The 14,201-nt window shown below is 49.9% G+C and carries 13 protein-coding genes; 4 read left to right on the top strand and 9 right to left on the bottom strand.

The window, feature by feature from the left end:
* Positions 1–80: 80 nt before the first annotated feature.
* Positions 81–326 carry a hypothetical protein gene (locus ACMGEE_RS03455; protein ID WP_253454399.1) on the bottom strand — a complete coding sequence of 82 codons (246 nt, stop codon included), beginning with the start codon at positions 324–326 and terminating at the stop codon, positions 81–83.
* A gap of 2 nt (positions 327–328) precedes the next feature.
* On the bottom strand, positions 329–1,087 hold the full coding sequence (locus ACMGEE_RS03450) for a hypothetical protein (protein WP_436829685.1): 759 nt from the start codon (positions 1,085–1,087) through the stop codon (positions 329–331).
* Between the two features lie 378 nt (positions 1,088–1,465).
* Here ACMGEE_RS03450 and ACMGEE_RS03445 point away from each other — a divergent pair.
* Positions 1,466–2,616, top strand: a protein-coding gene (locus ACMGEE_RS03445) for an IS3 family transposase (protein ID WP_436829684.1) whose coding sequence is annotated in 2 segments (ribosomal slippage) — positions 1,466–1,724 and positions 1,724–2,616 — 1,152 coding nt in all. Because the reading frame shifts where the segments join, the coding sequence is not laid out codon by codon here.
* 346 nt (positions 2,617–2,962) lie between these two features.
* Here ACMGEE_RS03445 and map read toward each other — a convergent pair.
* From map to ACMGEE_RS03415, 6 genes are all read right to left on the bottom strand, one after another.
* Positions 2,963–3,751, bottom strand: a complete 789-nt coding sequence (gene map, locus ACMGEE_RS03440; RefSeq protein ID WP_436829683.1) for a type I methionyl aminopeptidase — start codon at positions 3,749–3,751, stop codon at positions 2,963–2,965.
* Positions 3,732–3,950, bottom strand: a complete 219-nt coding sequence (locus ACMGEE_RS03435) for a ParD-like family protein (RefSeq protein ID WP_436829747.1) — start codon at positions 3,948–3,950, stop codon at positions 3,732–3,734. Before ACMGEE_RS03435 ends, map begins: the two co-directional genes overlap by 20 nt.
* An 872-nt stretch (positions 3,951–4,822) precedes the next feature.
* A complete protein-coding gene (gene iolE / locus ACMGEE_RS03430; protein WP_436829682.1) occupies positions 4,823–5,719 on the bottom strand; it encodes a myo-inosose-2 dehydratase in 897 nt (298 codons plus the stop codon).
* A 91-nt stretch (positions 5,720–5,810) separates the two neighbouring features.
* On the bottom strand, positions 5,811–6,590 hold the full coding sequence (locus ACMGEE_RS03425) for a TIM barrel protein (RefSeq protein ID WP_436829681.1): 780 nt from the start codon (positions 6,588–6,590) through the stop codon (positions 5,811–5,813).
* A 9-nt stretch (positions 6,591–6,599) separates the two neighbouring features.
* Positions 6,600–7,607 carry a Gfo/Idh/MocA family oxidoreductase gene (locus ACMGEE_RS03420; protein ID WP_436829680.1) on the bottom strand — a complete coding sequence of 336 codons (1,008 nt, stop codon included), beginning with the start codon at positions 7,605–7,607 and terminating at the stop codon, positions 6,600–6,602.
* 33 nt (positions 7,608–7,640) lie between these two features.
* Positions 7,641–9,092 carry a sugar porter family MFS transporter gene (locus tag ACMGEE_RS03415; protein ID WP_436829679.1) on the bottom strand — a complete coding sequence of 484 codons (1,452 nt, stop codon included), beginning with the start codon at positions 9,090–9,092 and terminating at the stop codon, positions 7,641–7,643.
* 202 nt (positions 9,093–9,294) lie between these two features.
* On the opposite strand from ACMGEE_RS03415, the gene ACMGEE_RS03410 reads away from it, so the two are divergent.
* A complete protein-coding gene (locus ACMGEE_RS03410) occupies positions 9,295–11,283 on the top strand; it encodes a sigma-54-dependent Fis family transcriptional regulator (protein WP_436829678.1) in 1,989 nt (662 codons plus the stop codon).
* 238 nt (positions 11,284–11,521) lie between these two features.
* Positions 11,522–11,932: an ASCH domain-containing protein gene (locus ACMGEE_RS03405; RefSeq protein WP_436829677.1), complete on the top strand. Its 411-nt coding sequence runs from the start codon at positions 11,522–11,524 to the stop codon at positions 11,930–11,932.
* A 117-nt stretch (positions 11,933–12,049) separates the two neighbouring features.
* Here the strand turns inward: ACMGEE_RS03405 and ACMGEE_RS03400 are convergent, their stop codons facing one another.
* Complete coding sequence (locus ACMGEE_RS03400) at positions 12,050–13,447, bottom strand: amidase (protein ID WP_436829676.1); 1,398 nt, start codon at positions 13,445–13,447, stop codon at positions 12,050–12,052.
* A gap of 150 nt (positions 13,448–13,597) precedes the next feature.
* On the opposite strand from ACMGEE_RS03400, the gene ACMGEE_RS03395 reads away from it, so the two are divergent.
* On the top strand, positions 13,598–14,191 hold the full coding sequence (locus ACMGEE_RS03395) for a TetR/AcrR family transcriptional regulator (protein ID WP_253454377.1): 594 nt from the start codon (positions 13,598–13,600) through the stop codon (positions 14,189–14,191).
* Positions 14,192–14,201: the final 10 nt, after the last annotated feature.

Raw genomic sequence — 14,201 nt, 5'->3', positions numbered from 1 at the left:
ATCAGAGGGGTTTCCTGTCAGTAACAAACCGTATTATGCGGCAACCGGTACCTGAAGCCGCATTAAACTGAGGCTAAGAATTAATGCTTGCCGCCACGGTCGCTTTTGCTATTGCCGTTGCGGCCAGAGTGTGATTTGCCGGAGTTACCGCTGTTACCTCTGCCTGCATCCGGTGCGTTAATGCCGCAGCCTGCATGAACGCTCACTGATGTTGAAGAGCCACCGTGACCGTCATGCGTGGAAGAGTAGGAACCGCCAATTGAGCAGCTACCAATTGAAAAACCACCAGCAACCACATCCATTTCATTCAAAGAAAGTTCACGCATTGTTACTTCCCCTGATTACAATAATGGGCAAAGATGACGTGTTTTTTTCTCATTGACATAAGCCATTGAGAAGGTGTAGTGGCAAAAGAGATATTCTTTATGCCAAATCTGTTCATATCTTCCGGAGAATATGAAAACCATTTTTCCGGGAAAGTATCGTGATAGTTATTTTTTAGCTGTGGGCAATAACATATCTCATTTCTTACCCCTGCCTCCTTGTAAAAGAGTGCTTCCTTTTTCTTTATCTGTTGAACGGATTCAAGCCTGAAAAATTCTGCGCGGGTTATATCCCCAGAAATTTCAACTTCTTGCTCTGGTCCGTTGGCGCCACCGTGCCACAGGATGTATGAATCATTATTAATTAATTTACGGTTACCTGCCACAAATAGATAGTTAGCACACGCAGAGGCACAGACGCTGCGAACTTCTATATCCATATTATTTTTTTTAATGTAACTGGCTATGGATAAAGCATTTTCCACATCTCCACCAATGCTGTTAACAGAGACGGTTTTGATTCTGGAGTTGCCGATTTCTTTTAAGAATAATACATAGGCCTCATTTGTTATTTGGCCGTCAAAGTAAAGAACATCCCCTTTCTTAATTATTTCAGGAGGATTATTCAAAACCCGTTCATCCTGGATGTCTATCTTTTGACTGGCCGGTAAAACGCCCGAACTTATAAAAATGCTACTAACGGAAATAAAAATTTTTATTACTTTTTTAAGGTTTTTTTTCTGCAAAAGAAAAGGGTTAATCATTTTCTCTCTGATATATAATTAATTTTCCGGAAAAGCGGCGGTCATCAATGCTTTGTAAGTTATGTCATTATTAAGTTTATTTTAAGTCAATAAAAGTAACATAATGTAAATTATTGGTCTTTTTGTTCAATTTTACTGAATGAAAAGATATGGAGTTGGTGAATTTATTACAAAAAACTGACCAGGCACCACCTTTCATCACTTGCAGTGTGTCCACCTTAAGATTAAGGCCAAACAGATAGCTGAAAAAAAATGAATAAATAATGAATCGTCCCTACTAAAAATAGTGCTTGTCATCATGAAAAAACGCTATGATCTTACCCAGCAATAGTGGACACGCGACTAAGTGAGTAAACTCTCAAGCAAGAGGTGACTCACATGACAAAATCAGTATCAACCACCAAAAAGCCACGCAAGCAACATACACCTGAATTCCGCAACGAAGCCATGAAACTGGCCGAGCGCATTGGTGTGGCCGCAGCCGCCCGCGAACTCAGCCTTTATGAGTCGCAAATTTACACCTGGCGTAGCAAGCGGCAGCAACAGGCAACGTCCTCTGAACGTGAGAGCGAACTCGCCGCTGAGAATGCCCGCCTCAAACGCCAACTGGCTGAACGGGACGAGGAGCTGGCCATTCTCCAAAAGGCCGCGACATACTTCGCCAGACGCCTGAAATGAAGTATGTCTTTATCGAAAAGCATCAGGCTGAGTTCAGTATTAAAGCCATGTGCCGGGTACTGCAGGTCGCCCGCAGTGGCTGGTATGCCTGGCGTCAGCGTCGTCACCAGATAAACCGACGTCAACAGTTCCGACTTGTCTGCGATGATGCGGTTCGACAGACCTTTGCCAGGGCAAAACAGCGTTATGGAGCACCTCGTCTTGCTGATGAACTGCCGGAGTACAACATCAAGACTATCGCCGCCAGTCTGCGTCGTCAGGGGCTGCGGGCGAAAGCCTCGCGCCGGTTCAGCCCGGTCAGTTACCGTGAGCATGGTCTGCCAGTATCCGAGAATCTGTTGAATCAGGACTTTTACGCCAGCGGCCCGAATCAGAAGTGGGTGGGTGACATCACGTATCTGCGCACCGGTGAAGGCTGGCTGTATCTGGCGGTGGTGATTGACCTGTGGTCGCGGTCAGTCATTGGCTGGTCGATGTCCTCATGGATGACGGCACAGCTTGCCTGCGATGCACTGCAGATGGCGTTATGGCGGCGTAAACGCCCGGAAAATGTCATCGTGCACACAGACCGGGGTGGTCAGTACTGTTCAACGAATTACCAGAGCTTACTGAAACGGCATAATCTGCAGGGCAGTATGAGCGCTAAAGGCTGTTGTTACGACAATGCCTGTGCGGAAAGCTTCTTTCACTCACTGAAGGTGGAATGTATCCACGGAGAGAACTTTGCCAGCCGGGAAATAATGCGAACGGCAGTGTTTAATTATATCGAGTGCGATTACAATCGCTGGCGTCGTCACAGTGCCTGTGGCGGTCTTAGCCCGGAACAGTTTGAAAACCAAAACCTCGCTTAGGGCCGTGTCCACATTACGTGGGTAGGATCAGGCTTTTGTAGATGCTCTGCCTGCAGCTGAAACCGACTGTAATCAGAAAAAAGAAAAGTATCCTTCTGGACTCCTCCGGCTCGCCAAATTCTGATGGTGCAAGGCAAGGTCAACTCCTGCAGCTGGCTTAAAGTCTGCTATGAGCGAAAAGCGGACGTTTATTCGCTGCTACTATTATCTTAAGATATTAAATTTGGACATGGCGTTTCCGTTATTCTTTATCAGCAATCTTAAAGAAAATGCTTATTGCGTTCTTCGGCTGGGCAGGCAGAACTCTCTGCGGTTTTACTCTTTTTTTCTACGCAGAGATAAGGTTCTAAGTAATGTGGTCTGGTATAACTTCGTCTTTACGCAGCGTTAAGACTTCAAAACCATCATCGGTCACTGCTATGGTGTGTTCCCACTGAGCAGAGAGTTTTTTATCGCGGGTCACCACTGTCCAGCCATCTTTTTTGGTCTTTATTTTGCTGTCGCCCTGATTTACCATCGGTTCGATGGTAAAAACCATCCCCGGCCGCAACACTTCTCCTCTACCTGGTTTACCGTAGTGAAGCACCTGTGGTGCTTCATGCATTTCTTTGCCAATACCGTGCCCGCAATATTCCCTGACAACGCTATAGCCGTTGCTTTCAACATGAGTTTGAATGGCATGACCGATATCTCCCAGCGTCGCACCCGGTTTTACCGCTTTAATGCCCAGCCACATAGCTTCCCAGGTTTTCTTCACCAGGCGGCGTGCTAAAGGCGAAACGTCTCCGATCAGGTACATTTTGCTGGAGTCAGCAATCAGTCCTTCTTTCTCCAGGGTAATGTCTACGTTAACGATAGTACCGGATTTCAGGTGCTCGTTAGCTTTAGGGATGCCGTGACAAACGACTTCATTTACAGAGGTGTTTAGCACGTAAGGATAATCGTATTGTCCTTTGCTGGCCGGGCGGGACTGCAACTGCTCGACAATAAATCTTTCTGCCTGGTTATTGATGTCTAAGGTAGTGACGCCCGGAACAATAAACGTGTCCAGCATTTCAAAGACGGAAGCAAGCAGCATCCCTGCATGACGCTGACGTGTAAGTTCATCGCCGGTTTTAATGGGAATTGATGGCATTGATCACCTCCATTAAACGGTCGGAGCCTGATTTCAGCATCATCAGCTTAATTTGCTGATAGTTAAGCTCCGGATAGAGTTCGCTCATCATACCGAGGCGGATCCAGTATTCGGCTTGCGCATTCACTGAGCGCGCCATAGCTTTACTGGCATCACGAACGTCTTCATGCAGCAAATCTGAAATTTTAACAATCCCCATAAACATACACTCCGTAACGTTATATATATAAATCATATATTCTTAACAGGTGCATGTCATGGTGATTTTTTTGTTATCATTAATTTCCGCTTCTGGCACAAAGCGGGCTGACACGCAGACTGATGTCCGCTTTGAGCGAAAAGCGGACATTATGGCCTGCCACCGGGGAACATCGCTCGCGACAATTGCACCTGGGGATATAGCAGCATCAATGGCCGCACTGCTGCTCGTTCAAGCGTTCGGAGGGCGTATATTACCGCTAACCTGCCCGGAGATGCTGACCATCGATCAGATTACCGTTCACTTTGCCTCGTTCTCTGGTTGCCCGGCTGATGTGCCCGACCTTACGCCTGACGCTATGTTGAATAGCTGCTCAAACATACACCGATGACGAAGATGGAATCGGAAGTTACCACGGCGACACTTTATCGCCCCTGGTCAGCAACTCTGTGTAAACAATTACCGGTCGTCCACCGAAGCGGCTCGTCGATTATCTGGCTGCGAACTTTTGCACCGAAAGCCTGAATAAAGCTGACGAAAAATGTACACTGCAGACTATATTTCCGGTTAAACTTTCAGCATAAAGCCGTCCGGCAGGAGCTTAAATGCGCTTTGAGTGAAAAACGGTAGCTAAAATTATTCTCACTGCCTCCTGGTGGCTTTAAAAATAACGTATTGTATTAATAAATGCCCGGGTAAGTAACAGTGCGCAAGGCACCATCCTTTTTTCATCCAACTACTAATCATCCAATGTTAGTCTATTACAGTAAATACCAGAGATAATGGCCAATTTATTTCATATTAAAAAAAGGCGCTAAATGAGCGCCAGACGAGCCTGTGTATTAACCCGATGGTTAATTTTTAGTGGCGACTCAGATTCCAATCTCATTTTTAACCCATGCACGCGCTTTTTTGACAGTCTCTAATGGCGGTGCTTTTTCTGGGTCCTGTTCTGCCTCAATAATTATCCAACCACTATAATTTGATTGTTTCAGGAAATTAATTACTGGGGTGTAATCAACGATGCCATCTCCGGGAACGGTGAACAGACCGTTTCTGACAGCATTATTAAAGCTCAAGTCATTGTTGATCACATCATCTAATACATCTCCACGCACATCCTTCATATGGATGTGTGCCACCCTGTTGCCATAGTTTTCAAGCACCCAGGTAATGTCCACGCCAGCAGTTGTTGCATGGCCACAATCCAGCACGATGCCCACTACATCATCAGTCGCTTCCAGGAATGCTTTCAACTCATCGTTAGTTTCAACAATCATCATCAAATGATGATGGTAAGCGAGACGCAAGCCGTAAATTTTCAACAGTGACACAGCCAGATTATTTACCTTCTGCGCATACTGTTCGAGACTGATGCTTCCTAAAGCTGGAGAAAGTGATAATGGCTCATCCAGAGGAGAGTTGCCTGGCATAGCACCGCACTCACCATAAACCATTACTTTCGCTCCAAGAGACTTCAGAAGTAATGCGTGATCGTGAACAGCTTCGAGCTCTTCCTCGACGCTACGTTCAGCAAGGAAACCGTTAAACCAGCCGGATGCCAGCTTGAGTTTGGCGTTGGAGAGAATCGGCTGGAGTGTATTAATCGTTCTGGGGAATTTACGCCCCAACTCAATCCCTTCATAGCTAGCGGCAGCGGCTTCTTCAAGGCAGATTTCAAGCGGAATATCGCCGCCGAGATCTTCCAGTACGTCATTGGTCCAGGACAGGGGACTCACTCCAACAAGAATACGCTTTGATACGCTCATATTTATATCCTTCAAAATAAAAAACACCGCTTCCTGTAATCTGAGAAGCGATGCTAAGGAGGTTCTCAGAGCCCTTAGTGGGTGTCAGATATTACAGAGTGAACGCTTCGCGGAAAGCTTCCAGCGCCGCTACAGAATCACCTGATGCCCAACCTTCCAGTGCTACCACGCCGTGGTAGTTGATGCCCTGCAGCGCCCCGGCAACAGTTTTGTAGTTGATCTCGCCCGTTCCCGGCTCCTTCCGGCCCGGCACGTCAGCGACCTGGATTTCACCGATGTGCTTCTCGCTTTTCTGAATCAGCTCAACCAGGTTTCCTTCACCGATCTGCGCGTGATAAATATCAAGGTTCATTTTCAGGTATGGGCTGTTCACTGCGGCAACCAGCGCAAGCGTATCGTCCGCTTTGGCAAAAGGCGTACCCGGATGGTCAACGGCCGTATTAAGGTTCTCCAGAGTGAACACTTTGCCGGCTTTCTCGCCCAGCTTTGCAAGCGCATCCAGCGTTTTCTTCGCCTTCAGCCACATGTCACCGGTTACTACTTCAACTGGTTTCACAGGCAGGCCGACATTATTCAAACCGGTTCCGTGCAGGTTCAGTGACGGGCAGCCAAGACGACGGGCAACCTCAATCGACTCGCTAGCACTGGAAAGCAGCTGTGCAATCTCTTCGTCATCGGTCAGGTTTCCTGAGATATAGCCGGTCATTGAAGTAATGCGGGCACCGGTTTTAACCAGCGCTTCGATGTCTTTCTGGGTCCAGTCCCAGATTTCAACGCCGAAGCCCATAGAGTGAATACGTTCCACGCGCTCAATGAATGGCAGATCGAGGAACACCATTTCAGCGCATACGGATAATGAATAGTTAGACATGAATAATCCTTACAGATTGATCGGCTGAGACTGTTGAACAGATGCAATACATGCCAGCGCGATTTCCAGCGCATTGCGGGCATCTTCGCCCGTTGCCTTCGGGGTTTCACCGGTCGCAACACAACGCACGAAGTCGGTCAGCTCTGCTACATAGGCATCACGCAGCAGATCGGTATCGCGGCGTGCAGTATCGATTGAAATACCCTCTGCGGTGTACCGCACGCAGTTGTTCACGTTCATATTGCCAGCCTGCAGCATCCCTTTGCTGCCGAACACTTCACCACGCACGTCGTAGCCATACACAGCCTGGAAGTTAGCTTCAGCAGTAGCGATTGCGCCGTTATCAAAACGAATATTCACTACGGCGGTGTCCAGCAATCCACGGTCTTTAAAATCAGGACGAACTAAAGCATCGGCAACGGCATAAACCTGGGTAGGTTTCGCCCCCGGGTTCAGGTGCAGCAGGATGTCGAAGTCGTGGATGAGGGTTTCCAGGAAAATAGTCCAGTGTGGGATTGGAGTAGGATCGCCCAGGCCGGGATCGCGTGTGGTTGAACGCAGCAGCTGCGGCACACCAATTTTACCTGCTTTGATTTCTTCGTAAGCGGCAGTAAAACCGCTCACAAAGCGACGGTTGAAGCCAACCTGCAACGTAACACCGGCTTCTTCAGCGGCGTTGATTGCCTTATCCGCCTCTTCCAGAGTCACAGCCATTGGCTTCTCACAGAAAACGCCTTTACCCGCCTTTGCTGCTGCTACAACCAGTTCAGCGTGAGTACGCGCTGGAGATGCAATAACTACTGCGTCAATGTCAGGGTCATTCAGCATTGCCTGCGGGTCGGTATAGGATTTTTGTGCGCCCAGTTTAGCGGCCAGTTTCTCTGCGGCGCCTGGAACAGGATCTGCAACTGCTATTAAAGTTGCACCTGGAATACGTTGAGCAACCGTTTCACCATGAAAACTGCCCATACGACCTGCGCCAATCAGACCAACGCGCACAATATTTTTTAAAGACATGTGACTCTCCTCAATATGTAGGGTATTTAAGGCTTACTTTTGGGATACAGATTCTGGTGTGACGAGCGGTTGCTTCTCACGTCCAAAACGACGGGATTTAGAAAGCATCAGCGGTTCGATGTGCTCCAGCGATACACCTTTTGTCTCTGGCAGGAAGCGGCCAACGAACCAGAAAGCGATGACGCTGAAACCACCGCATAGCAGCAGCGGGAAGGCGCCATGGAAATGCTCCATCAGTGCCGGACTGCGGTTCATCATTGGAAAGCTCTGAGTAACGATGAAGTTTGAAACCCACAGGGAACAGAAGGCATAGCCCATCGCTACAGCACGCATACGGTTCGGGAAGATTTCTGATATCAGCAGCCAGGCACCGAGGCTCCAGGACAAGCCAAACACAAAGATAAATCCCACTAAGCCAACCACCGGCAGGTAACCTTTGGCTTCGTTCATGAAGGCCCAGGAAGTGAAGAACAGGAAGGCAGCACAACCTAAAGCACCCCAGCGAAGTAATGGGATACGACCCACGCGGTCAAACGCAACCAACGCAATGCTGACACCCGCTAACAGAGCCAGACCCAGGAAAATGCTTTGAAACAGAGAGTCCTGTGTATTACCAGTCACGTTCTGCAGCAGTGATGGTGCGAAATACATCAGGATATTGATGCCGGAAACCTGCTGAAGCACGGCAATGGCACAACCGATCCACAGAATATAAGAGGCCTTTTTATCCTTAAGGATGCCGCGCTGCGATGGCTCACTGGTTGAGGCGGAATCAACATCAATAGAACTCCGGATCTCGGCGTATAAGCGTTCAGCATGCGCTGCGTTGGAAAGAGAGGTCAGCACCTTGAGCGATTTGTCTTTTCTGTTATGCATCGCATACCAGCGTGGTGATTCAGGCATAAAGAAGGCCATCACCAGGAACAGTACGCAGGGAATCAGGGCTGACGCCAGCATCCAGCGCCAGCCCATCGACACAATCCATTTGTGAGCCGCGCCTTTGGCAATCAGGTAGTTCACCACGTAAACCACCAGTTGGCCGCTCACCATCAGCATCTGCTGCATACCCAGCATGCGCCCGCGCAGATCTTTCGGCGACACCTCTGCGATGTAAAGTGGAGTGACGGCAGAGGCCATTCCCACGGCCAGACCGCCAATCATGCGATAGATAACGAACCAGGTAAGGTCGTTGGCGAGTGCAGCACCGATTGCTGAAATGGCAAACAGAACTGCAGTAATGATTAATGTAGCTTTACGGCCAATACGGTCAGTGAGGCGCCCCACTCCCCAGGCACCGATAACACATCCTAAAATAACGTTAGAAACCGCCCATCCACTTTCAGCGGGCGTGAGCGATAAATGTTCAGTCAGTGGTTCGATAACGCCTGAAATAACAGAGGCGTCATAGCCAAGAATGATCCCGCTAACTGATGCGATGGCACAGATGAAAATGAGGTAAGGCACATTATGCTTTCGTGTAGACATTTCATTATTTCCCCACGTTGATTTTTATGTTTTGTCTTTGTAGGTAAGACCTTTCTAGTTAGCAATGAATGTGCCAACTCATACCTCACTGTTTTATTTGGGAATAAAAAAAGATGACGATCACAAAGTGTTTAAAAAAAGGACATGTCTTCGTAACATGTCTATAGAATGGACGCATTAAAATCCTCACACAATGAAACTTATGAACCATAACAACGAAAAAACGTGGGACGAGGAATGGGAGCTGATCGCTAAGCTGAACCATGCGCAGAAATTTGCCGAATACATCGAAGAACTGGGGATAGCCTGGAAAGCTTTCGAGCAGGGAAATGCACCGAAAGGCTTACGCCCGGCTGTTCACGCGTCATGGATACGTAGCCATGCCGAAGGTATTGATGCCTATCGCTTCGAATACCAGTTGTGCGCTGAGCACGAACTTCGCAGAGTAATGGCACGGAACTCGGCATTAATCGCAATAGCGCGCGATATCATGCGTAATCTGCTCGCCTATAATCCCGATGGTCACATCAATCTGACCGACGCTGATGGTGTAACGATGCACTATTGTGGCCAGGACTTAACGCCAGTAGGCAGTATTCTCAGTGAGGCAATATCCGGTACCAACTGCACCGGTCGCTGCATTAAAGAGAACAAACTGGTCTATATGCTGAGCGCAGAAAATTATAAAGAAGCGCTGCGTATTCGTGGCAAACACTGCGCTGCGGCTCCCATCCGGGATGAAAATGGCGTTATGCTGGGTGTGCTGACATTGACTGCAAATCCTGGCTATTTTCACTACCACACACTCGGAACCGTTCAGGCCGCTGCAGAGGCAATTTCACAGCAGCTGATTTTGCGTCATTTAGTAAATGAGCAGGAATCGGTAATGGAATCGCTGAATGAAGGCGTTCTGGTTGTCAGTGAGAAAGGCACAATTCGGCAGTTAAACCGTTATGCCCGCCAGATATTAGGTATACAGGAAGATGTCCGCTTCCGTGATGCTGATGAAGTATTATTGCCGGATGATTGTTCATTTAGAGAGCTGCCAGCCTGCAAAGATCGCAACATTACTTTTTGTCCAGGCCCGGTTTCGCGTATTTCATGCGTGATTTCAGTTGTTATCACACCTGAAGGTGGCCGCGTCATTTCTATGCGTGATAACCGCCGTATACGTGATATGACGCGTCGTGTTATTGGCAGTAGTGCCAGCTATACCTTTGACATGATTCTCGGCCAGTCACGCATAATGCAGGATACGCGTAATAAAGCACGTAATGCTGGACGCAGTGATAGTACCGTACTGCTTACAGGCGAAAGCGGTACCGGCAAGGAGCTATTTGCTCAGTCCATCCATAATGGCAGTAATCGCAATACCGGTCCGTTCCTTGCCGTTAACTGTGGCGCAATTCCTCGTGATCTTGTGCTCAGCGAACTGTTTGGCTATGAGGATGGCGCATTCACCGGTTCAAGACGTGGTGGCGCAGCGGGCAAATTTGAACTGGCAGATGGAGGAACGTTGTTCCTTGATGAAATCGGTGATATGCCGCTCGATGCGCAAGCCAGTTTGCTGAGAGTTCTGCAGGAAGGTGAAGTTACGCGCATCGGCGGGAAGCAACCACTAAAAGTCAATGTGCGTATTGTTGCTGCAACCAATCGCGATCTGAAAAGAGATATTGATAATGGCTCATTCCGTCGTGATCTCTATTTTCGCCTGAACGTGATCAGTCTGCCCATTCCACCTTTGCGTGTAAGAAAAGAAGATATCAAAGAGCTGGCTGACTGGTTCTGCGAAAAAATCTGCCGCGCACTCAATCGTGAACGCGCATTACTTTCCGGTTCGGCGCTGCAGATGATGGAAAACTATGACTGGCCCGGAAATGTGCGTGAACTGGAAAATATTGTTGAACGAACCATCAACCTGACCGAAACGGACGAAATCAGTGATAAAGATCTACCTGAGGAGCTTCGTCTGCCCGCCTGTGCCATTTTCGATATACCAGGCGAGAGCGTTAAAAGTTTTAATCTGAAGGATGGCGAGAAGTCGCTAATAGAACTCTGTCTGATAGAAAAAAAGGGAAATATGCGTCAGGTTGCCATCGCGCTCAATCTTTCACGCGGTGCGCTGTATAACAAAATGAAGCGTTACGGGATTGAACCCGATAATTACCGCAGGTTATGTCATGATGTCTGAATCAGCTGTAACAGACCGGAAAAAACGAGCAGGCTGCGTATCACTACTGAGAGCAGTAACCAGAAAAGTAGTGATAATACGTCCGCTTTTGGCACAAAGCGGACATGTGCAGGCTAAAGTCTACTGTGAGCGAACAGCGGACCACAATACCAGAGGGAAAGCCTCACTGTTAATGTCCGGACAGTTCATGCTAAAACCCTGTATGACGTTTTTCATCGACGATTAAAAAGGGCTGTAAATGGCTACAGTTGAGGTATTAAAAGCGAAGTATCCAGGCGCAGATGCCTGGCAAATGGGCGACAGTCCGGAACTGGCCAGCCAGCTTGCTGACCTGATTAAAAAAGGGATCAAAACGGCCTCCTGCGGATCTCTTGCCTCTTACCAGCAGGAAGAGCCTGCCCCTAAGATTGGGAGCTATAACATCATCCTTGATGGTCAGAACGTCCCGGTCTGCGTGACCAGACTGGTTTCAATGCGGCTGGTGCGTTTTTGTGATGTTACGGAGGCGTTTGCCCACAAAGAAGGTGAAGGCGATTTAAGCCTTGAATACTGGCAGAAAGAGTATCAGCGGTTTTTCACCCGCGAAGGGTATTTTTCTGACGATATGGAGCTGATCGCAGAAGAATTTGAGGTGATTGAAGTGCTGTAAGATAAACGTTCTGGCGTTAAATTCCTTGCCCTTCGCATAGGCCCGCCTCTGTCAAAAGCGGGCCTGCCTCCTTAATTGTTTATTCATATTGCACAGGCAGAAAGCGGTCAGTGCAGATTAATGACCGGCCCAGACGGCGGGTTTGCGATCGCGCCAGGGACAGGCCCGCTCCAGCTGGCCCGCCAGCTGCAACAATACCGGCTCCTGATTAAATCCTGCTAAAAACTGCATACCGATCGGCAGATGGTTCGCCGGGCTGAACCCCAGCGGTACCGACATGGCCGGGGTGCCGCAAACGTTAGCCAGGGCGGTAAAAGGAGACTGGTCAAAAACGTGATGCATCCAGCCGCGCCCGTCCAGATTGCCCTGATGAAGATTGTAGCGGCCCAGTTCTACGGGCAAAGCGGGTAGGGCAGGCGTCAGCAACATATCGTACTGCTGATAAAACAGACCCATTTTTTGGGTCACGGCGTTGCGCATATGCATTGCGCCAATCATATCCACGGCGGTCAGCTCGTGGCCAAGCCGCCACAGCGCCAGGTTTGCAGGCTCAAGCGTGTCGGCGTTAATCGGCCTGTTCATCATGGCGGCCAGCGCGTCGATCCAGGCCGCGGTATTCGATGCCCAGAACCGCGTATTCATTTCTACAAAAGCGTCCCAGCTGCCGATATCGGGCGCGGCTTCCTCTACCTGATGTCCCAGCGCAATAAGCTGTCCAATAGTCTGATCCAGCGCGGCAACCACTTCCGGTTCGCTGCGCTGGCCATTTAAAGGATGCGTCATCACGCCGATTTTGAGCTTGCCCGGCTCCTGCGCGGCGCACTCCCTCAGCGTCTGATGCGCAGCGGCAATGATAAAAGGATCGCCGGGCGTATTGCCCTGCACGGCATCCAGCAGAGCCGCGCTGTCGCGCACCGTACGGCTGACGAAGCCATGCACGGCAAGGCCCGACCAGACTTCATCCACTTCCGGGCCCATACTGATGCGGCCACGGCTGGGCTTCAGGCCGAACAGCCCGTTGACTGCAGCCGGTACGCGGATCGAGCCGCCGCCGTCGGTGGCATGGGCGGCGGGCACCATTCCTGACGCCACCGCCGCCGCAGAGCCGCCGCTCGATCCCCCGGCGCTGTAGCGCTTATTCCAGGGATTGCGGGTGCCGCCGTTAAAGCTGGGTTCCGTGGTGGTGCTGGTGGCCAGCTCCGGCGTGGTGGTTCGGCCCAGCATTACCAGCCCGGCCTGGCGCATTTTTTGCGTAAGGACAGAATCCTGCGCGGACACGTACCCCGCCGCCAGCCGACTCCCCAGCTCATTACGGCGGCCGCTAACGGACACGCCGAGATCCTTCACCAGCATCGGCACGCCGTATAACGGGCCTTGCAGATTGCTGTGTTCATCCTGCCAGAGTTCAATCACGGCGCTGACCTCGCCGTTCACTTTTTCTATGGCTTTATTCGCCGCCTCTTTGACTTCTTCAGGCCTGACTTCGCCCTGGGTAATCAGCGCTGCGAGGCCCACAGCGTCGCAAGATGTATAGTCTGAAAGATTCATAAAAATCCGATTCGTGGCTGAGAAGACGACAACACCCTGAAGGTGTATACTGGTTAGTATCTTATGATACCGATTGGTATCGTATAATACTATCCAGTATCGTTGCAACGAGGAATTATGCCCAGACTCTCACAGCCACGCCTTCCCCCGCGCGATCGCCTGCTCCAGGCGGCGGAAACGCTTTTTTATCAGGACGGCATCACTCGCGTGACCGTGGACGCTATTGCCGAAAAAGCGCAGTCCACCAAGATGACGCTTTATCGACATTTTGCTTCCAAAGAAGCGCTGGTGCTGGAATGGATACAGTTACTGGTTGAGGATTACAGTCAGGTATTCGATCGGCTTGCCGAACGGTTTCCGGACGACTCCGCCGCCCAGATTATGGGGTTCGGGCGGTTCCTGGCAGATAATCTTACCGGCACGCTGCAGCGGGGCTGCCCGTTTACCAATACCCTGGCGGAAACCACCGGGCAATTCGCGGAGGTCAGAGCGCTTATTTTTGCCCACAAACAGCGACAGTTTCAGCGGCTGGCGGCCTTGTGTCGCCAGGCAGGCGCGGGCGAGCCAGAGGCGCTGGCAAAAGAGATTACGCTGCTGCTGGAAGGTTTGCAGGTGGTCGCCCAGAACGGCGGATTTGAGGATCCGGCGGGCTTTGTGCTTGAACAATTAGCTATAAAGCTGGATGGCCTGACGGCCAAAAATCCGCGCTGACAGCTCGTCC

Source organism: Erwinia artemisiae, assembly GCF_051400835.1.
GTDB classification, from domain to species: domain Bacteria; phylum Pseudomonadota; class Gammaproteobacteria; order Enterobacterales; family Enterobacteriaceae; genus Erwinia; species Erwinia aeris.
Note: the sequence above shows the minus strand (reverse complement) of the source record. Positions and strands in the feature narration are given on the sequence as shown.